Annotated in this window: 18 protein-coding genes; 7 read left to right on the top strand and 11 right to left on the bottom strand. The window is 64.5% G+C overall.

Annotated elements, in window-relative coordinates:
- Positions 1–9: 9 nt before the first annotated feature.
- Complete coding sequence (locus VF716_RS09455; RefSeq protein WP_279642499.1) at positions 10–948, bottom strand: alpha/beta hydrolase; 939 nt, start codon at positions 946–948, stop codon at positions 10–12.
- 85 nt (positions 949–1,033) lie between these two features.
- Here VF716_RS09455 and VF716_RS09450 point away from each other — a divergent pair, with 85 nt between their 5' ends.
- Complete coding sequence (locus VF716_RS09450; protein WP_013981236.1) at positions 1,034–1,603, top strand: DUF6436 domain-containing protein; 570 nt, start codon at positions 1,034–1,036, stop codon at positions 1,601–1,603.
- 84 nt (positions 1,604–1,687) lie between these two features.
- Here VF716_RS09450 and VF716_RS09445 read toward each other — a convergent pair whose 3' ends face one another.
- The 4 genes from VF716_RS09445 to VF716_RS09430 form a co-directional block, all read right to left on the bottom strand.
- Positions 1,688–2,590, bottom strand: a complete 903-nt coding sequence (locus VF716_RS09445) for an ABC transporter permease subunit (RefSeq protein ID WP_011911321.1) — start codon at positions 2,588–2,590, stop codon at positions 1,688–1,690.
- On the bottom strand, positions 2,587–3,468 hold the full coding sequence (locus VF716_RS09440; RefSeq protein ID WP_169917855.1) for an ABC transporter permease subunit: 882 nt from the start codon (positions 3,466–3,468) through the stop codon (positions 2,587–2,589). Before VF716_RS09440 ends, VF716_RS09445 begins: the two co-directional genes overlap by 4 nt.
- A gap of 11 nt (positions 3,469–3,479) precedes the next feature.
- On the bottom strand, positions 3,480–4,631 hold the full coding sequence (gene potA, locus VF716_RS09435; RefSeq protein ID WP_011911319.1) for a polyamine ABC transporter ATP-binding protein: 1,152 nt from the start codon (positions 4,629–4,631) through the stop codon (positions 3,480–3,482).
- 147 nt (positions 4,632–4,778) lie between these two features.
- Positions 4,779–5,864 (bottom strand): polyamine ABC transporter substrate-binding protein, encoded by a 1,086-nt coding sequence (locus VF716_RS09430; RefSeq protein ID WP_011911318.1) that lies wholly within the window; start codon positions 5,862–5,864, stop codon positions 4,779–4,781.
- A 3-nt stretch (positions 5,865–5,867) separates the two neighbouring features.
- Between VF716_RS09430 and VF716_RS09425 the strand changes: the two genes are divergently transcribed.
- Entirely contained in the window at positions 5,868–6,158 is a 291-nt protein-coding gene (locus VF716_RS09425) for a hypothetical protein (protein ID WP_236082320.1), read from the top strand.
- Here the strand turns inward: VF716_RS09425 and VF716_RS09420 are convergent.
- The 4 genes from VF716_RS09420 to VF716_RS09405 all read right to left on the bottom strand — a co-directional run bounded on the left by VF716_RS09420 (position 6,142) and on the right by VF716_RS09405 (position 11,029).
- On the bottom strand, positions 6,142–7,239 hold the full coding sequence (locus VF716_RS09420; RefSeq protein ID WP_011911317.1) for a polyamine ABC transporter substrate-binding protein: 1,098 nt from the start codon (positions 7,237–7,239) through the stop codon (positions 6,142–6,144). The genes VF716_RS09425 and VF716_RS09420 overlap by 17 nt on opposite strands.
- 216 nt (positions 7,240–7,455) lie before the next feature.
- Positions 7,456–8,814: an aspartate aminotransferase family protein gene (locus VF716_RS09415; RefSeq protein WP_125851197.1), complete on the bottom strand. Its 1,359-nt coding sequence runs from the start codon at positions 8,812–8,814 to the stop codon at positions 7,456–7,458.
- A 67-nt stretch (positions 8,815–8,881) separates the two neighbouring features.
- Positions 8,882–10,240 carry a glutamine synthetase family protein gene (locus tag VF716_RS09410; protein WP_011911315.1) on the bottom strand — a complete coding sequence of 453 codons (1,359 nt, stop codon included), beginning with the start codon at positions 10,238–10,240 and terminating at the stop codon, positions 8,882–8,884.
- 42 nt (positions 10,241–10,282) lie between these two features.
- The gene (locus VF716_RS09405; protein WP_017245996.1) at positions 10,283–11,029 is read right to left on the bottom strand and encodes a gamma-glutamyl-gamma-aminobutyrate hydrolase family protein; all 747 of its coding nucleotides are present in this window, start codon (positions 11,027–11,029) and stop codon (positions 10,283–10,285) included.
- Between the two features lie 240 nt (positions 11,030–11,269).
- On the opposite strand from VF716_RS09405, the gene VF716_RS09400 reads away from it, so the two are divergent.
- From VF716_RS09400 to VF716_RS09380, 5 genes are all read left to right on the top strand, one after another.
- Positions 11,270–12,643 carry a glutamine synthetase family protein gene (locus tag VF716_RS09400; protein ID WP_011911313.1) on the top strand — a complete coding sequence of 458 codons (1,374 nt, stop codon included), beginning with the start codon at positions 11,270–11,272 and terminating at the stop codon, positions 12,641–12,643.
- A 74-nt stretch (positions 12,644–12,717) separates the two neighbouring features.
- Positions 12,718–13,368 carry a TetR/AcrR family transcriptional regulator gene (locus tag VF716_RS09395; RefSeq protein WP_011911312.1) on the top strand — a complete coding sequence of 217 codons (651 nt, stop codon included), beginning with the start codon at positions 12,718–12,720 and terminating at the stop codon, positions 13,366–13,368.
- Positions 13,369–13,492: 124 nt separating this feature from the next.
- A complete protein-coding gene (aguB, locus tag VF716_RS09390; RefSeq protein WP_125851199.1) occupies positions 13,493–14,374 on the top strand; it encodes an N-carbamoylputrescine amidase in 882 nt (293 codons plus the stop codon).
- A gap of 100 nt (positions 14,375–14,474) precedes the next feature.
- On the top strand, positions 14,475–15,581 hold the full coding sequence (gene aguA, locus VF716_RS09385; protein ID WP_095460359.1) for an agmatine deiminase: 1,107 nt from the start codon (positions 14,475–14,477) through the stop codon (positions 15,579–15,581).
- A gap of 46 nt (positions 15,582–15,627) precedes the next feature.
- Positions 15,628–16,032 carry a VOC family protein gene (locus VF716_RS09380; protein ID WP_061374479.1) on the top strand — a complete coding sequence of 135 codons (405 nt, stop codon included), beginning with the start codon at positions 15,628–15,630 and terminating at the stop codon, positions 16,030–16,032.
- Between the two features lie 21 nt (positions 16,033–16,053).
- Here VF716_RS09380 and VF716_RS09375 read toward each other — a convergent pair whose 3' ends face one another.
- Both VF716_RS09375 and desA read right to left on the bottom strand, forming a co-directional pair.
- A complete protein-coding gene (locus tag VF716_RS09375) occupies positions 16,054–17,052 on the bottom strand; it encodes a GGDEF domain-containing protein (protein WP_013981226.1) in 999 nt (332 codons plus the stop codon).
- Between the two features lie 128 nt (positions 17,053–17,180).
- On the bottom strand, positions 17,181–18,371 hold the full coding sequence (desA, locus tag VF716_RS09370; RefSeq protein ID WP_013981225.1) for a delta-9 fatty acid desaturase DesA: 1,191 nt from the start codon (positions 18,369–18,371) through the stop codon (positions 17,181–17,183).
- Between the last annotated feature and the right edge of the window lie 56 nt (positions 18,372–18,427).

Raw genomic sequence — 18,427 nt, 5'->3', positions numbered from 1 at the left:
CGCGTCGGACTATTTCAGGCGCTCGCGCAGAAAGTCGAAGTAGGCCCCGCGCAGCTCCTCGCGCTCGTTCGCCAGGTGGTGCCGTGCCTCCGGCAGACGCAGCACCTCGGCACCGGCAAATTTGCGCTGCAGCACCGGCAGGTTGTACTGCCAATCCACGGTCATGTCCGCCTCACCCTGCACGATCAGCGGAGCCTGAGCACTGTCCGCGGCCCGCTCGATGCGCGGAATCCAGCGCGACAGCGCACCGACCCAGGCGGTGGGCAGGATGTCCGGCTGCAGCGGGTCCTGGGTCTGCACGAACTCGAGAAAGCCGGGGTCGCTGGAGTTTTCGCTGAAAGTCCGCGGAATCTGCTGAACGAAACGCCGCACCAGCTCGTAGCTGATGCGCGAGCGCAGCCAGGCCCGCGGGCGAACCAGCGGCGCCAGCAGGATGGTCCGCCCGAGGTCGCCGAGCGGCTCCTGATGCAGCAGATGATCCAGCGCGATGGCGCCGCCGGTGCTCTGGCCCAGTAGATGCCACGGCCGTGGCAGATCGAGCCGACGGGCCTGCTCGAAGAGTCCGGAAAGCACCGCCTGGTACTCATCGAATTCGTTGATGCTGGCGCGCGGCCCGCTGGACAGTCCATGGCCGGGCAGGTCGCAGGCGAGCACCGCAAAACCCATCTCCAGGCCCCAGTCGACCACGTGCCGGTACAACCCCATGTGATCGTAATACCCATGCAGAACCAGCAGACTGGCGTGCGGCTGCTCGGGCCACCAGGCCTGGGCGACGACATCGTAGTCGTGCACGCGAAAGCGTCCGAGACGCCGCTGCACCCTGCCCCGGTGTGGCAGGTCCAGCCCGTAGTAGGCCTGATAGTGCAGCGCCTCGGCCGAAGCCTCGGTGGCCTCGCTCAGGGCGGGCAGGCTGTTGCGCAATCGATCGGGCTGGATGAGCGTGGACATCGACTTTCTTCGGCTGGCTGGGACTCCGGATATTCAGCTCTGCAGCGCGTCATGGCAAGCTTGCGCACCCAGCCAGGAACCTGCCATGAGCGCACGTCGCAAATACCTGATCGCCGCCCTGATCGCCCTGCTCTGGGGCGCCGCCATGCTCGCCGCGTTCTGGTGGTTCGAGGCGCGCTACCTGCGCACCTTCGAGGGCGAGCGCGCCGAACTCTTCTCCGGCGACGCCCTGCGCCTACCCGCCGCGCTGCAGGGCCCGGGGCCGGTGCGCTTCGTGCATTTCTGGGACCCTGGCTGCCCGTGCAACGTCGGCAACCAGCAGCACCTGCAGGAGTTGCTGCAGCGCTTCGCCGGTCAGCCCGTGGACTTCTACGAGGTGCGCAAGCCCGGCAGCAAGGGTCGCCTGCCGCAACCGCTGGCGGCCTTGAAGCCACTCGACGGGCTCATCGGCGCCGAGCAGCTACCGGCCAGCCCGGCAGTTGGCATCTGGGACCAGAGCGGCGAACTGGTCTACATCGGCCCCTACAGCGAGGGCGCGGTGTGCACCTCGGACAACAGCTTCGTCGAGCCGATCCTCGACGCGGTCCTTGCCGGCCGCAAGGTACGCGCAACCCATTCGCTGGCGGTGGCCTGCTTCTGCGACTGGCAGCGGTGAGGCAAGGATCGCGGCCTCGCATGCTGGGCGATGGACGGGATGAGAAAGGGCGCATCAATGCGCCCTTTCTTTGTTGCTCAAACCTTAGCTATGCGCCGAGGGCGGTACCATCACCTTGCGGCTGTCGATCACCTGGCGCCAGGTGGGATTGCTGTTGCTCTCGTCCATCGCCTGCTGCATGGCGCGGATGCGACGCTTCTCGGCACGCCGGGTCAGGTACCAGGCGAGGAAGGTCGCCAGCGACACGCTGAGCAGGATCAGGCTGGCCACGGCATTGATCTCCGGCTTCACGCCCAGGCGCACGGCGGAGAAGATCTCCATCGGCAGGGTGGTCGAGCCGGGACCGGAGACGAAGCTCGCCAGTACCAGGTCGTCCAGCGACAGAGCAAAGGAGAGCATGCCGCCCGCCGCCAGCGACGGCGCGATCATCGGCATGGTGATCAGGAAGAACACCTTCCAAGGCCGCGCGCCGAGGTCCATCGCCGCTTCTTCGATGGACAGGTCCAACTCACGCAGACGCGCCATCACCACCACCGCGACGTAGGCCGAGCAGAACGTGGTGTGCGCGATCCAGATGGTCACCAGGCCGCGCTGGGCCGGCCAGCCGACCAGTTGCGCCATGGCCACGAACAGCAGCAGCAGGGACAGACCGGTGATCACCTCGGGCATCACCAGCGGCGCGGTGACCAGCCCGCCGAACAGCGTGCGGCCACGGAACACCGGGATGCGCGTCAGCACGAAGGCGGCCATGGTGCCCAGCGCCACCGCAGCGACCGCGGTGTACGCGGCGACCTCCAGCGAGCGCATCACCGCGCCCATCAGCTGCGAGTTGTCGAGCAGGCCGGTGTACCACTTCAGCGACCAGCCACCCCACACCGTCACCAGCCGCGAGGCGTTGAACGAGTAGATGACCAGGATCACCATCGGCAGGTAGATGAACAGCAGGCCAAGGACCAGGATCAGGTTGGAAAAGCTCCAGCGTTTCATAGCTTGCCCTCCAGTGCCTTAGCCTGGTTCCTGTTGAACAGGATGATCGGTACCAGCAGGATCGCCAGCATCACCACCGCCAGTGCCGAGGCCACCGGCCAGTCGCGGTTGTTGAAGAACTCCTGCCACAGCACCTTGCCGATCATCAGCGTCTCCGGGCCGCCGAGCAGCTCGGGAATGACGAACTCGCCCACCACCGGGATGAACACCAGCATGCAGCCGGCAATGATGCCGTTCTTCGACAGCGGCACGGTGATCTTCCAGAAGCTGGTGAGGTTGCGCGCGCCCAGGTCGGAGGCGGCCTCCAGCAGGCTCGGGTCGTGCTTCACCAGGTTGGCGTAGAGCGGCAGGATCATGAACGGCAGGTACGAATAGACCACACCGATGTACACCGCCACGTCGGTGTTGAGGATCTGCAACGGCCGGTCGATCAGGCCCATGCCCAGCAGCAGGCTGTTGAGCAGGCCATTGCTGCTGAGGATGCCCATCCAGGCGTAGACGCGGATCAGAATGGCGGTCCAGGTCGGCATCATGATCAGCAGCAGCAACACGGTCTGCAGATCCTTGCGCGCGCGGGCGATGGCATAGGCCATGGGGTAACCGATCACCAGGCAGAGCAGCGTGCTGAAGAAGGCGATCTTCAGCGAGCCCAGATAAGCGGCCAGGTACAGCTCGTCCTCGCTGAGGAAGATGTAGTTGCCCAGGTTGATCAGTACCTGCAGCTGCTGCTCGGCGTAACGGAAGATTTCCGTGTACGGCGGAATCGCCACGTCGGCCTCGGCGAAGCTGATCTTCAGCACGATGGCGAACGGCAGCAGGAAAAACAGGAACAGCCACAGGAAGGGCACGCCGATGACCAGTCGGCGTCCGGTATTCAAGGGCGAGCGGCTCATGCCTGCAGCACCACGCCGCTGTCATCCCACCAGTAGACGTACACCTCTTCCTCCCAGGTCGGCAGTTTCACATGGCGCTCGGCGTTGGCCATGAAGGCCTGCAGCACACCACCGGACGGTAGCTTGATGTAGTACACCGAATGACCGCCCAGATAGGCGATGTCGTGCACGACGCCCTTGGCCCAGTTGTAGCCCGGACGCTCCAGTTCCGGCAGCTCGGTGCCGATCAGCAGCTTTTCCGGGCGCAGGGCGTAGGTGATGTGCTTGTCCTGCGCACGGGTGCTGATGCCGTGGCCAACGTAGATCGGATTGTCCAGCCCGGGCGAGGCGATGATCGCGTGGTCGCCCATGTCCTCCACCAGCTCGCCCTCGAACAGGTTGACGTTGCCGATGAACTCGCAGACCAGGCGACTGGCCGGCGTCTCGTAGATGTCCATCGGGCTGCCGACCTGGGCGATCCAGCCCTGATGCATGATGGCGATGCGCTCGGCCATGGTCATGGCCTCTTCCTGGTCGTGGGTCACCATCACGCAGGTCACGCCGACGCGCTCGATGATCTGTACCAGTTCCAGTTGCATCTGCGAGCGCAGCTTCTTGTCCAAGGCGCCCATCGGCTCGTCGAGCAGCAGCAGTTTCGGGCGCTTGGCCAGCGAGCGCGCCAGGGCGACGCGCTGGCGCTGGCCACCAGAGAGCTGATGCGGTTTGCGCTTGGCGTACTGGGTCATCTGCACCAGACCGAGCATTTCCTTGACCCGCTCCTCGATCTCGGCCTTCGGCAGACCGTCCTGCTTGAGACCGAAGGCAATGTTCTGCTCAACGGTCATGTGCGGGAACAGGGCATAGGACTGGAACATCATGTTGATCGGCCGCTCGTACGGCGGCATGTCGGTGATGTCCTGGCCATCGAGGAAGATGCGCCCTTCGGTGGGTCGCTCGAAGCCCGCCAGCATGCGCAGCAGGGTCGACTTGCCCGAGCCGGAACCGCCCAGCAGCGCGAAGATCTCGCCCTGATGAATGCTCAGCGAGACGTCATCGACCGCCACCGTTTCGTCAAACTTCTTGGTGACGCGATCGATCTTCAGCAGCACCTGCTTGTTCTTGCTCTCGCCACTGAGGGCCTTCTTGTAGGCGCTGGAGGCAACGGCCATGCGCGAACTCCCGAAATGAAAAAAGTTGGCCGGCCAGAGCCGGGCTATCTATGAGTCGTTGCTGCGGGCGCGTCGTCAGACGCACCCTTCAATGTCCTTCCCGCGTCACGGCCGCCATGGGGCGCTCGACGGGTCGGGCTCCGGGGTTCACTTGCCGGATTTCACCTTGGTCCAGGTGCGGGTCATCAAACGTTGAATCTTGGGCGGCAGCTCGGCCGAGACATACAGACGGTCCAGTACTTCCTGCGGCGGATATACCGAGGCATCCTCACGGACTTCCTGATCCATCAGTTCGCTCGCCTTGAGGTTGGGGTTGGCGTAACCGACGTAGTCGCTCACCGCGGCAATCACCTCGGGGCGCAGCAGGTAGTTGATGAATGCGTGGGCTTCCTCGACGTTGCTGGCATCGGCGGGGATCGCCAGCATGTCGAACCAGAGGTTGCCGCCCTCCTTGGGAATGGCGTAGGCGATCTCGATGCCCTTGCCGGCTTCCTCGGCGCGGGCGGCGGCCTGGAACACGTCACCGGAGAACCCGGCAGCGACGCAGATATTGCCATTGGCGAGATCGGAAATGTACTTCGACGAGTGGAAATAGCGCACATGCGGACGCACGGCCAGCAGTTTCTCCTCGGCCTTCTGGTAGTCCGCGGCATTCTCGCTGTTGGGGTCCAGGCCGAGGTAGTTGAGCATGGCGGGAATCATCTCGTCCGCCGAGTCCAGAAAGGCAATGCCACAACTGGCAAGCTTCTGCGCATTTTCAGGCTCGAACAGCACCGACCAGGAGTCGATCTTGTCGACACCAAGCGCGGCCTTGACCTTTTCGACGTTGTAGCCGATGCCGTTGGTGCCCCACAGATAGGGCGCGGCATGGGCATTGCCGGGATCGTTCTTCTGCAGCTGCTTGAGCAGTGACGGATCGAGGTTTTCCCAGTTCGGCAGCTTGCTCTTGTCCAGCTGCTGGAATGCACCGGCACGGATCTGCTTGCCGAGGAAATGGTTGGAAGGCACCACCACGTCATAGCCGCTGCGGCCGGCGAGCAGCTTGCCTTCCAGGGTTTCGTTGGAATCGAAGACGTCATAGACCGGCTTGATACCGGTTTCCTTCTCGAACTCTTCCAGCGTCGTTTCGCCGATGTAATCCGACCAGTTGTAGACGTGCACCGAGGCGGCCTGGGCGGTGGCCGCACCGGCGACGGCAGCGGCGACGATCAGCGACTTGAGGGTCGAGCGCATGGGATGAGTCCTCTTCTTTTGCGGCCGCGCATGATCCCGGCGGGAAAGGCGGGCTATTTATTGGAAAAACCTCTGAAAATCAACAAATTTGAGATGACGAAAGCGGTCGGCGCGATGCATGCGCAGACGCAGGGGCTTGCGACGGGCAGCGGGGAAGTCGTTGTCATTGTTGTTCCTCGCATTGGCAGCGCCGGTGCGAACCGCACGGCACCGGCGCTGCCGGTCGATTGGCCGGCTTTCGCGACGGGCGCGAGCCCGGCGCGAAAGCCAGGCGGTATCAACGTCCGGACTTGATCTTGGTCCAGCTGCGGGTCATGGCGCGCTGGGTCTTCGGATCCAGATCGGGGAAGGTGTAGAGCTTCTGCAGCACCGCCTGGCTCGGGTAGATGCCCTCGTCGGTACGGATGGCTTCATCCAGCAGCGGAGTGGCCGCGGCGTTGCCGTTGGGGAACTGCACGTAGTTGGTGATGGAGGCCATCACGTCCGGCTTCATCAGGTAGTTGAGGAAGACGTGGGCGTTCTCGACGTTCTTCGCGTCGGCCGGCACCGCCAGCATGTCGAAGAAGCTGCCGGCACCTTCTTTCGGAATCTTGTAGCCGACGTTGACGCCGTTGGCCGCTTCCTCGGCGCGCGACTTGCCCTGATAGATGTCGCCGGAGTAGCCGATCGCCACGCAAATGTTGCCGTTGGCCAGATCCGAGATGTACTTGGACGAATGGAAGTAGGCGACGTGCGGACGGATCTGCATGAACAGGTCTTCGGCCTTCTTCAGCTCATCGGCCTTGCCGCTGTCGGTCGCGTAGCCGAGGTAATGCAGCGCCGCCGGCAGCATCTCGGTGGGCGAGTCGAGGAAGGCGACGCCACAGGACTTCAGCTTCTCGATGTTCTCCGGCTTGAACACCAGGTCCCAGGAGTCCACCGGCGCGTTGTCGCCCAGCGCGGCCTTGACCTTGTCGACGTTGTAACCGATGCCGATGGTGCCCCACATGTAGGGAATCGAGTACTGGTTGCCCGGGTCGCTCGAATCCAGCGCCTTGAGCAGGTCCTTGTCGAGGTTTTCCCAGTTCGGCAGCTTGGACTTGTCCAGCTTCTGGAACACACCGGCCTTGATCTGCTTGGCGAGGAACGGGTTGGACGGCACCACCACGTCGTAACCGGAGCTACCGGCCAGCAGCTTGGCTTCCAGCACCTCGTTGCTGTCGAAGACGTCATAGACGACCTTGATGCCGGTTTCCTTGGTGAAATTCTCCAGGGTGTCTTCGGCGATATAGTCGGACCAGTTATAGACGTGCAGCACCTTTTCCTGGGCCTGCGCAGCCCCGGCAACGGTGCCGGCCAGCGTCATGGCAAGTAGGGTCTTGGCGAAGGGATTCATCCGTGCAGCTCCTGTTTGTCATCATTAATGTCGGGGCAGTGGAACAGGCCATGTACCGCGCGGCGGCCTGGCGGTGTGCCGGCTCGACACACCCCTGGGCAGGTCTGGCCTTCAGCACGCGCGCAGTCTGGCAAGGTCGGGGCCGTCTTTTCAACAACCCGAACGCACACGGCCGGCATTCGTCAACCTTAGCCCAGCCAGCGCCGGCCGCACCGCTCAGCCCAGCACATCCTTGGCTGTCGCATCCAGACACAGACGCACCTTGCCGATCAGCTCGTCGATCTGCTCCTCGCTGATCACCAGCGGCGGCGAGATGATCATGGTGTCGCCGACCGCGCGCATCACCAGGCCGTTGCGGAAGCAGTGCTCGCGGCAGCGCATGCCCACGCCGGCATCAGCGAAGCGTTCGCGGATCTTCTTGTTCTTCACCAGCTCCAGCGCGCCGAGCAGGCCGACGCCGCGGGCTTCGCCCACCAGCGGATGCTCGACCAGTTCCTGCCAGCGGGATTGCAAATAGGGTGCCGTCTTGCTCTTCACCCGCTCGACGATCTTCTCCTCGCGCAGGATGCGGATGTTCTCCAGCGCCACCGCGGCGGCCACCGGGTGCCCCGAATAGGTGAAACCGTGATAGAACTCGCCGCCCTCGTTGAGCGTCTGCACCACTTCGTCGCGCACGATGACCCCGCCCATGGGGATGTAGCCGGACGTCAGGCCCTTGGCGATGGGCATCAGATCGGGCGCGAGACCGTAATAGTCGCTGCCGAACCACTCGCCGGTACGGCCGAAGCCGCAGATCACCTCGTCGGCGATGAAAAGGATGTCATAGCGCGCGAGGATTTCCTTGACTCGCGGCCAGTAGCTGGCCGGCGGAATGATGACGCCGCCCGCGCCCTGGATCGGCTCGGCGATAAAGGCAGCGACCTTGTCCTCGCCGACTTCGAGAATCTTCTGCTCCAGCTGATCGGCGACACGCACGCCGAACTCCTCCGGACTCATGTCACCGCCTTCGCCGTACCAGTAGGGCTGGTCGATGTGCTCGATGCCGGGAATCGGGAAGTCGCCCTGCTCGTGCATGGCCTTCATGCCGCCGAGGCTGGCACCGGCGACGGTGGAGCCGTGGTAGCCGTTCCAGCGGCCGATGATCACCTTCTTCTCCGGCTGACCCTTGACCGCCCAGTAATGGCGCACCATGCGCAGCACCGTGTCGTTGGACTCGGAGCCGGAACCGGTGAAGAACACATGGTTCATGCCGGCCGGGGCAATGTCGGCGATGGCCTTGGCCAGGGCCACGGCGGGCGGATGCGCGGTCTGGAAGAACAGGTTGTAGTAAGGCAGCTCGCGCATCTGCCGGGTCGCCGCCTCGATCAGCTCTTCGCGGCCATAACCGACGTTGACGCACCAGAGCCCGGCCATGGCGTCGAGGATCTTGTGCCCCTCGCTGTCCCACAGGTAGACGCCGGACGCCCGGGTGATGATGCGCGTGCCCTTGGCGTTGAGCGCCTTGTAGTCGGTGAAGGGCGGCAGGTGGTGGTCACGGCTCAGCGCTTGCCAGTGCAGGGTTTGCGAATCGCTCATCAGTCACCTCTTAGCCAGTATTGTGGGGTCGGCGGACCGGCAACGGGCCGGCCCACCCTGCGCTTGCTTACACCGAGAGCATCAGGAATTCCCGCTCCCAGGAGCTGATCACCCGGTGGTAGTTCTCCTGCTCGGCGCGCTTGACCGCGACGTAGCCGGTGATGAATTTCGGGCTCAGGTACTTCTCCAGCTCGCGGCAGGTTTCCATCCGCTCCAGCGCCGCTTCCAGGGTCAGCGGCAGGCGCAGGTTACGCCGCTCGTAGCCGCGGCCCTTGACCGGCTGGCTCGGTGGCAGCTGCTCGACCATGCCGATGTAGCCGCACAGCAGGCTCGCGGCGATGGCCAGGTAAGGGTTGGCGTCGGCGCCTGCCAGGCGGTTCTCGACACGGCGGTTCTGCGGATCGGAATCCGGCACGCGCAGGCCCACGGTACGGTTCTCTTCGCCCCATTCCACGTTCACGGGCGCCGAGGTATCGGGCAGGAAGCGGCGGAACGAATTGACGTTGGGCGCGAACATCGGCAGCAGCTCGGGGATGTACTTCTGCAGGCCGCCGACGTGGTGCAGGAACAGCTGGCTCATGGAGCCGTCGTCGTTGGAGAAGATGTTGCGCCCGGTGTTGAGGTCGATAACGCTCTGGTGCAGGTGCATCGCGCTGCCCGGCTCACCGGTCATCGGCTTGGCCATGAAGGTGGCAGCGACGTTGTGCTTGAGCGCCGCCTCGCGCATGGTGCGCTTGAACACCAGGATCTGGTCGGCCAGGTGCAGCGCCTCGCCGTGACGGAAGTTGATCTCCATCTGCGCGGTGCCTTCTTCGTGGATCAGGGTGTCCAGATCCAGGCCCTGCGCTTCGCACCAGTCGTACATGTCCTCGAACAGCGGGTCGAATTCGTTGGCAGCGTCGATGGAGAACGACTGACGCCCGGTCTCCTGTCTACCGGAGCGGCCGATCGGCGGCTGGAACGGCAGGTCCGGGTCCTCGCAGCGCTTGGTCAGGTAGAACTCCATCTCCGGCGCGACGATGGGCTGCCAGCCACGATCGGCATACATCTTCAGCACACGCTTGAGGATGTTGCGCGGCGACAGCTCGATAGGGTTGCCCATCTTGTCGTAGGTGTCGTGGATCACCTGCGCGGTGGGCTCGATGGCCCAAGGCACGAGGAACACCGCGTTCGGGTCGGGCCGGCAGAACATGTCGATGTCCGCCGGGTCGAGCAGCTCGTAGTAGATGTCGTCCTCGACGTAGTCACCGGTCACGGTCTGCAGCAGCACGCTTTCCGGCAGGCGCATGCCCTTCTCGTCGAGAAACTTGTTGGTCGGTGAAATCTTGCCGCGGGCGATCCCGGTCAGGTCGCTGATCAGGCATTCCACTTCGGTGATCTTGCGTTCTTTCAGCCAGCCGGTGAGCTGGTCGAGCTGGATACTCATGTTGACCTCGGGTTGCTGGAAAATGGCCGTACAGGGTCGGCCTCAGCGTTGTCGTGCGCGTGCCTGGCAGGCCTCGGCGAAGCCGCGGAACAGCGCCAGATAATGTGGATGCGATTGGACCTGCCATTCCGGATGCCATTGCACGCCAAGGGCGAAGCTCTGCGCAGCCTCGACGGAAAATGCCTCGATCAGCCCGTCGGGAGCCAGCGCCTCGATGCGCAGACCAGCGCCGAGACGCTCGACACCCTGCCCATGCACCGAATTGACCTGGATCTGCGCCGGCAGGCCAAGGCGCTCGAGCAGCCCACCAGGCTGCACGTGCAGCGCATGGCTGAGGCCGTACTGCACCTCCAGCGGATCGTCCGGGCGCTCGCGATGGTCCTGATAGGGCCCGGCTTCGTGAACCTTCTGGTGCAGGCTGCCGCCAAACGCCACGTTCATCTCCTGAAATCCTCGGCAGATGCCGAACACCGGAATGCCGGCATCCACCGCCGCGCGAATCAGCGGCAGGGTAAGGCGGTCGCGAAACGGATCGTGATGGGTGCCCGGCTCGCTCGCCGGGCCACCATAGTGATGCGGCTCGACATTGGACGGCGAGCCGGTGAACAGCAGGCCGTCGAAGCTTTCCAGCAGCGTTGCCGGATCGATCAGCTCGTCCAGCGCCGGGATCACCAGCGGCACGCCGGCGATCGCCGCGGCACGCAGGTACTTGTCGCCGGCGATATGAAAGCTGTGGTGGCCGATCTGCTTGGTACAGGCCGATACGCCGATCAGAGGCTTGCGCGACATGGGATACTCGTCGTTCGAATGGGGCATATCGGAGAGTAGTCTTGTTCATTTTTATAGACAATAGCCCGAACTTCAGCCGCGTGCGCCACGCTCGACACACACGGCAGATGCCCCAAAAAAGGCCCAGCATGGGCACTCATGGGGCGCCGGCCGGCTACTATTGACAGTGAACAGGCTTTTCGATTGACTCCCAGACAAGCATCTGATGATTGAAATTTTTAACAATTAAGGTAATTCATCATGGCCCCGCCGCGTGCCGTTCAGCTCAACGAAGCTAACGCATTTCTCAAGGAACATCCGGAGGTTCAGTACGTCGATCTGCTGATCACCGACATGAACGGAGTCGTGCGCGGCAAGCGCATCGAGCGCGCCAGCCTGCACAAGGTCTACGAGAAGGGCATCAACCTCCCCGCCTCGCTGTTCGCCCTGGATATCAACGGCATCACCGTGGAAAGCACGGGCCTTGGCATGGACATCGGCGACTCCGACCGCATCTGCTTCCCGATTCCCAATACCCTGTCCAAGGAACCCTGGCAGAAGCGCCCCACCGCGCAGCTGCTGATGACCATGCACGAGCGCGACGGCGCACCGTTCTTCGCCGACCCGCGCGAGGTGCTGCGCCAGGTGGTGAGCAAGTTCGACGAGCTGGGCCTGACCATCTGCGCCGCATTCGAGCTGGAGTTCTATCTGATCGACCAGGAGAACATCAACGGCCGGCCACAGCCGCCGCGCTCGCCGATCTCCGGCAAGCGCCCGCACTCGACCCAGGTCTATCTGATCGACGACCTGGACGAGTACGTCGACTGCCTGCAGGACATTCTCGAAGGCGCCAAGGAACAGGGCATCCCCGCCGATGCCATCGTCAAGGAAAGCGCCCCGGCGCAGTTCGAGGTCAACCTCCACCACGTCGCCGATCCGATCAAGGCATGCGACTACGCGGTGCTGCTGAAGCGGCTGATCAAGAACATCGCCTACGACCACGAGATGGACACGACCTTCATGGCCAAGCCCTACCCGGGCCAGGCCGGCAACGGTCTGCACGTGCACATCTCGCTGCTCGACAAGAATGGCAACAATATATTCGCCACCGACAATCCGCTGGACAGCCAGCCGCTGCGCCATGCCATCGGCGGCTTGCAGCAGACCATGGCGGCCTCGATGGCCTTCCTCTGCCCCAACGTGAATTCCTACCGACGTTTCGGCGCTCAGTTCTACGTGCCCAACGCGCCTTGCTGGGGCATGGACAACCGCACCGTGGCACTGCGCGTGCCGACCGACAGCCCGGACGCGGTACGCATCGAACACCGGGTCGCCGGTGCCGACGCCAACCCCTACCTGCTGCTCGCCGGCATCCTCGCCGGGGTGCACCACGGCCTGACCAACAAGATCGAGCCGGATGACCCCATCGAAGGCAATTCCTACGAGCAGGTCGAGCAGAGCCTGCCGACCAACCTGCGCGACGCCCTGCGCGAGCTGGACGACAGCGAGATCATGGCGCGCTACATCAGCCCCGATTACATCGACATCTTCGTCGCCTGCAAGGAGAGCGAACTCGCCGAGTTCGAGCATTCGATCTCGGACCTCGAGTACAACTGGTATCTGCATACCGTCTAGCCGCGAGCCGGCGTGCTGCGGAGCGACCGCCACGGCGGTTTGCATCCGCCGCCAGGCTGGCTTCAAATAGGCCGATGACCAAGCCCAGCCCCGCGACCGCCAGTCGCCGACCGCGCGCCAGCAGCCAGGCGCGCATTCGCCAGATCCTCGCCAGCGCCCGCGAACTGCTCGCTGAGCAGGGCGCCGCGACGCTATCGGTGTATGCCGTGGCCGAGCACGCCGGCATTCCCCCCTCTTCCGTCTATCATTTCTTTTCCGGTGTGCCGGCGCTGCTGGCCGCACTGACGGCGGACGTGCACGCCGCCTTCCGGGCCAGCCTGGAACGGCCCATCGAGCATGACAGCCTGGGCAGCTGGCACGACCTCTCTCGCCTGATCGAACAGCGCATGCTGGCGATCTATCAGCAGGACAGCGCCGCGCGCCAGCTGATTCTGGCGCAACACGGTCTCGGTGAAGTCACCCAGACCGACCAGCGCCTGGATCTGGAACTCGGCCAGGCCATGCAGGCGGTGTTCGAGCGGCATTTCGCCCTGCCTCCGCTGCCGCAGGACATCGATGTATTCGCCCTGGCCCTGGAACTTGGCGACCGCGTCTATGCTCGATCCATACAGCTGTACGGCAGCCTGACGCCGCGCATGGCCGAGGAAGGCATGCGGGTGTTCGATGCCTATCTCGGCCTGTACCTGCCGCCCTGGTTGCCGAAGCGGGAGCAGGCGGAACGCTGATCGATAAATATCGATAAGCGGCCGCTTCATTTGATCTCCTGAGCTGCAAGACCTCTATCAATCCGGATAACTATCGAATAAATTTGCGCCTTCGATAGCCGCCCACCAACGCCGCGAGGTTTCCATGTCCCGAGTCGTTACCGTAGCCGCCATCCAGATGGCCTGTTCCTGGGATCGCCAGGCCAACATCGCCAATGCCGACAGGCTGGTGCGCGAGGCCGCCGCCAAGGGCGCGCAGATCATCCTGATCCAGGAGCTGTTCGAGACCCCGTACTTCTGCCAGAAGCCCAATCCGCAATACCTGCAGCTGGCGACCCCGGTGGAGCAGAACCCGGCGATCCAGCATTTCCAGAAGCTCGCCGCCGAACTGCAGGTGGTGCTGCCGATCAGCTTCTTCGAGCTGGCCGGGCGGGCACGCTTCAACTCCATCGCCATCATCGATGCCGACGGCAAGTTGCTTGGCGTCTACCGCAAGAGCCACATCCCGGACGGCCCCGGCTACCACGAGAAGTACTATTTCAACCCGGGCGACACTGGCTTCAAGGTGTGGAACACCCGCTACGCCAGGATCGGCGTGGCCATCTGCTGGGACCAGTGGTTCCCCGAGACCGCCCGCAGCATGGCGCTGATGGGTGCAGAACTGCTGTTCTACCCGACCGCCATCGGCAGCGAGCCGCACGATGCGAGCATCACGTCCCGCGACCATTGGCAGCGCGTGCAACAGGGCCATGCCGGCGCCAACCTGATGCCGCTGATCGCCAGCAACCGCATCGGCCGCGAGGAGCAGGACGGCTACGACATCACCTTCTACGGCTCCTCGTTCATCGCCGACCAGTTCGGCGCCAAGGTCGAGGAGATGGATGAAACCAGCGAGGGCGTACTGGTGCACAGCTTCGACCTCGACCAGTTGGAGCACATCCGCAGCGCCTGGGGCGTGTTCCGCGATCGCCGGCCGAACCTGTACGGCTCGATCAAGACCCTCGACGGCTCGCTGCCGTCCGAGTGAGCAGCAGACCTTCATAGCTCGAAAGCGCGCCGCACTTTCCACCGCTGGACTTCGGCGGTGGAAAGGCCCGCGGCCGTTTCCACCCTTCACGGACATCGCCATGACCACCCTGACCAGCACCCCTCGCCAAGATGGTTACTACATGCCCGCCGAATGGGCGCCGCACAGCCAGACCTGGATGGTCTGGCCGCAGCGCCCGGACAACTGGCGGGACAACGCGGCGCCGGCACAGGCGGCCTTCGCCGCCGTCGCCAAGGCGATCGCCCGTTTCGAGCCGGTGACCGTCTGCGCCAGCGCCGAGCAGTACCTGGCGGCGCGCGCCGCACTGGATGACCCGCGCATCCGCGTGGTGGAAATGAGCAGCGACGACGCCTGGGTGCGTGACACCGGGCCGACCTTCGTCATCGACGACAACGGCGGCCTGCGCGGCGTCGACTGGACCTTCAATGCCTGGGGTGGCGAAGACGGCGGGCTCTACGCCGACTGGCAACGCGACGACGAGGTGGCGCGCAAGATCCTCGAGATCGAGTACTGCGATCGCTATCGCACCGAAGGTTTCGTGCTCGAGGGCGGCTCGATCCACGTCGACGGCGAAGGCACGCTGATCACCACCGAGGAGTGCCTGCTCAACCGCAACCGCAATCCGCAGCTGTCCCGCGAGCAGATCGACGCGGTCCTGCGCGAGCACCTGGCGGTCGACAGCATCATCTGGCTGCCCCACGGCCTGTTCAACGACGAAACCGACGGCCACGTCGACAACTTCTGCTGCTTCGTCCGCCCGGGCGAAGTGCTGCTGGCCTGGACCGACCACGCCAACGACCCGAACTACGCGCGCTGCCAGGCCGCCATGGCGGTGTTGCAGCGCGCACGCGACGCCAAGGGTCGCGCGCTGATCGTGCACAAGATCCCTATCCCCGGCCCGCTGCATGCGTCGGACGCCGAGTGCGCCGGTGTCGTGGCGCTGGATGGCAGCCAGCTGCGCGATCCGTCTATCCGTCTGGCTGGCAGCTACGTGAACTTCCTGATCGTCAACGGCGGCATCATCGCACCGGCCTTCGGCGATCCGCTGGACGGCGAAGCCGAGCGCATCCTGCGCGAGGTGTTCCCCGAGCACGACGTGGTCATGGTACCGGGCCGGGAGATTCTCCTGGGCGGTGGCAACATCCACTGCATCACCCAGCAGCAACCGGCGCCCTTCGTACGCTGAGGGCGAAACGACGCGCCTGGGCGCTGGCCCAGGCAGGGAGGGTCCGATGGACTTTCTGGTCAACCTGGACGTCGACGACCTGGAGCGGGGGGTGGACTTCTACAGCTCGCTGTTCGGCCTGCAGGTCGGGCGCCGACTCGGCGGGTTCGCCGTGGAGTTGCTCGGCGGGCCGGCGCCCATCTACCTACTGCACAAGGACGCCGGCAGCGCCGCGACGCCCGAGGGCAACCAGCACCGCCATTACGGACGCCACTGGACGCCGGTGCATCTGGACTTCGTCGTCGAGGATATCGAGTCCGCCACCGCAAAGGCGATCGCCCTGGGTGCGCGGCTGGAGAAGCCCATCACGACCGAAAACTGGGGCCGGCTGGCGCTGCTGGGCGACCCCTTCGGTCACGGCTTCTGCCTGATCCAGTTTCTCGGTCGCGGCTATGACGAGCGGCTCGACTAGAGCCGTCGAGCGCGATGCGGTTCAGCCGACGATGACCTGATTCTTGCCGAGGCGCTTGGCGGTGTACATCGCCGCATCGGCACGGGCGAAGACGGCGCTGAGTTCTGCGTCGCTGGCCCTCAGGTAGGTCAGGCCCAGGCTGGCGGTGACGCGGAAGCGCTCGCCGTTCTCGGCGGTGAACACCACCCGTTCGATCTCGCGCTGCAGACGCTCGGCGATCTGCTCGGCCAGGTCCGGCTGGCAACCCGGCAGCACGGCGGCGAACTCCTCGCCACCGATCCGGCCGAACAAGTCGCTCTGGCGCAGCACGGCGGCGCCGCAGCGGGCGACCTTCTGCAGCACCTGATCGCCCATCTGGTGGCCGTGGGTATCGTTGATGCGCTTGAAGTCGTCGATGTCCAGCAGCAGGAACGCCAGCGACGAGGCGAACTGCCGGGCGCGCTCGAATTCGATTCGCGCGCACTCGAAGAAGTGCCGGCGGTTGCTGCTCTGGGTCAGCACGTCGGTGGTCGCCAGGCGCTGCAGCTCGCCCTCGAGCTGCTTCTTCTCGGTAATGTCCTCGGCAATGCCGACGATGATCGGACTCTGCCCGTTCTCGCCCGGACGGCCGAGGAAGCACTTGTCGCTCAGCCAGCGCAGCTGCCCGTCACCGCGAATGATGCGGTACTCGCGGGTTTCCACGGCGCCCTCGTCGAGCACGGCGAGCATGCTCTTCTGGGCGTACTCCACGTCGTCGGGGTAGATCGCGTTGCGCCATTCGCCGTAATCGGCCAGCAGCAGGGCCGGTGAGCGGCCGAAAATACGTTCGTAGGCCGGGCTGACGTAGATCATCCGCTGCGCCTGCCAGTCGAACGCCCAGAGCACCGCATTCACACCGCCCATGAGCGTGCTGAAGAGCTGTTCGCGCTCACCCAGCCGGGCGACCTCTGCCCGCGCGTGCATCAGCGCCAGCAACGTCTGCGCATCCCCGCCCGGCGACATTCTCATTCCCGCCTCACCCTGCTTGCTCGCAAGCCGCATAGCCTTCTTCCTGAAACGACCGCTGCGCGTGGCAGCGGTACTGCATGGATTAAAGAATGCTGTTCAGAGAGGCGCCAAGGCGCAAAGTTCCGGGCGCCGCAGCGCCCGGCGAAGGAGCCGATCAGAGGTCAGGCGGGGGTGACGGACGGTCGCAGGGAATAGGTGCGCAGGTGCTCGGCGAAATCGCGCAGGGACTGGATGCCGCTGGCCTCGGCCTCGTGCACCCATTGCTTGATCGCGGCGAGCATGTCGTGGCCGTTGGCGCTGGTCTTGCTCCAGATCTGCTGCAGCGCCAGGCGCTTCTCGTAGATCACCTTGAGCGCCTGACTTTGCGCGAGCATGACATCGATATGCGCCTGCTGCTCCTGCTGCAGCAGGCTCGGCTCGCGGGTCAGCAGGCGCTTGGCACGGCGCAGCTGGTGCCGCAGCGTCGCGTCGGCTCGGCCGAGCTCCTGGCGCACCAGCGGCACGATCACCAGCTTGCGGTACTGCGCCATGATCTGGAAGCGGTTGTTGAGGATCGCCATGGCGCTGTCCATGTCCAGCTGCTGCTTGCCCTCGATGCGATGGGCGATGGGCGCGGTGCGGTTGACCTTGGCCAGGCCGAGCAGGCTGAACAGGCGAATCCAGGCCCAGCCCATGTCGAACTCCCACTTGCGTACCGAGAGCTTGGCCGAGTTGGGATAGGTGTGATGGTTGTTGTGCAGTTCCTCGCCACCGATGAGGATGCCCCAGGGCACCAGATTGGTCGCGGCGTCGCGGCATTCGAAGTTGCGATAGCCGACCGCATGGCCGAGGCCGTTGACCACGCCGGCGGCCCAGAACGGAATCCAGATCATCTGCACCGCCCACACCGTCAGGCCGAGGGCGCCGAACAGGGCCAGGTCGATGGCCAGCATCAGCACGATGCCGAGGTTGGGGAAGCGGGAATAGAGGTTGCGCTCGACCCAGTCATCCGGGCAGTTCTTGCCGTAGATGCGCAGGGTTTCCTCGTTCTTCGCCTCGGCCATGTACAGCTCGGCGCCCTTGCGCACCACCGTGGCCAGGCCCTTGTGCACCGGGCTGTGCGGGTCGTCCGGGGTTTCGCATTTGGCGTGGTGCTTGCGGTGGATGGCGGTCCACTCGCGGGTGTTCATCGCCGTGGTCAGCCACAGCCAGAAACGGAAGAAGTGCTTGAGCGCCGGGTGCAGCTCCAGCGCGCGATGCGCCGAGTAGCGATGCAGGTAGACCGTGACGCTGACGATGGTGACGTGAGTCAGCAGCAGCGTGGTCGCGATGAGCTGCCAGATCGACAGGTCGAGTAAGCCGGTATGCCACATGGTAACGGGGTGCCTCATGATGACGGTGCGCTGACGAGACCTTCGCCGGCGTTCAC

The organism is Stutzerimonas sp. Brlt_14 (assembly GCF_051948915.1).
Lineage (GTDB): Bacteria > Pseudomonadota > Gammaproteobacteria > Pseudomonadales > Pseudomonadaceae > Stutzerimonas > Stutzerimonas stutzeri.
Note: the sequence above shows the minus strand (reverse complement) of the source record. Positions and strands in the feature narration are given on the sequence as shown.

Excerpts from the sequence above, each read along its gene's own strand:
- VF716_RS09410 (WP_011911315.1), bottom strand. The coding sequence starts at position 10,240 with ATGAGTATCCAGCTCGACCAGCTCACCGGCTGGCTGAAAGAACGCAAG.
- potA (WP_011911319.1), bottom strand. The coding sequence starts at position 4,631 with ATGGCCGTTGCCTCCAGCGCCTACAAGAAGGCCCTCAGTGGCGAGAGC.
- aguB (WP_125851199.1), top strand. The coding sequence starts at position 13,493 with ATGTCCCGAGTCGTTACCGTAGCCGCCATCCAGATGGCCTGTTCCTGG.
- VF716_RS09380 (WP_061374479.1), top strand. The coding sequence starts at position 15,628 with ATGGACTTTCTGGTCAACCTGGACGTCGACGACCTGGAGCGGGGGGTG.
- aguA (WP_095460359.1), top strand. The coding sequence starts at position 14,475 with ATGACCACCCTGACCAGCACCCCTCGCCAAGATGGTTACTACATGCCC.
- VF716_RS09405 (WP_017245996.1), bottom strand. The coding sequence starts at position 11,029 with ATGTCGCGCAAGCCTCTGATCGGCGTATCGGCCTGTACCAAGCAGATC.
- VF716_RS09375 (WP_013981226.1), bottom strand. The coding sequence starts at position 17,052 with ATGCGGCTTGCGAGCAAGCAGGGTGAGGCGGGAATGAGAATGTCGCCG.
- VF716_RS09395 (WP_011911312.1), top strand. The coding sequence starts at position 12,718 with ATGACCAAGCCCAGCCCCGCGACCGCCAGTCGCCGACCGCGCGCCAGC.
- VF716_RS09445 (WP_011911321.1), bottom strand. The coding sequence starts at position 2,590 with ATGAAACGCTGGAGCTTTTCCAACCTGATCCTGGTCCTTGGCCTGCTG.
- VF716_RS09455 (WP_279642499.1), bottom strand. The coding sequence starts at position 948 with ATGTCCACGCTCATCCAGCCCGATCGATTGCGCAACAGCCTGCCCGCC.
- VF716_RS09430 (WP_011911318.1), bottom strand. The coding sequence starts at position 5,864 with ATGCGCTCGACCCTCAAGTCGCTGATCGTCGCCGCTGCCGTCGCCGGT.
- VF716_RS09420 (WP_011911317.1), bottom strand. The coding sequence starts at position 7,239 with ATGAATCCCTTCGCCAAGACCCTACTTGCCATGACGCTGGCCGGCACC.
- VF716_RS09415 (WP_125851197.1), bottom strand. The coding sequence starts at position 8,814 with ATGAGCGATTCGCAAACCCTGCACTGGCAAGCGCTGAGCCGTGACCAC.
- desA (WP_013981225.1), bottom strand. The coding sequence starts at position 18,371 with ATGTGGCATACCGGCTTACTCGACCTGTCGATCTGGCAGCTCATCGCG.
- VF716_RS09425 (WP_236082320.1), top strand. The coding sequence starts at position 5,868 with ATGAGTCCTCTTCTTTTGCGGCCGCGCATGATCCCGGCGGGAAAGGCG.
- VF716_RS09450 (WP_013981236.1), top strand. The coding sequence starts at position 1,034 with ATGAGCGCACGTCGCAAATACCTGATCGCCGCCCTGATCGCCCTGCTC.
- VF716_RS09400 (WP_011911313.1), top strand. The coding sequence starts at position 11,270 with ATGGCCCCGCCGCGTGCCGTTCAGCTCAACGAAGCTAACGCATTTCTC.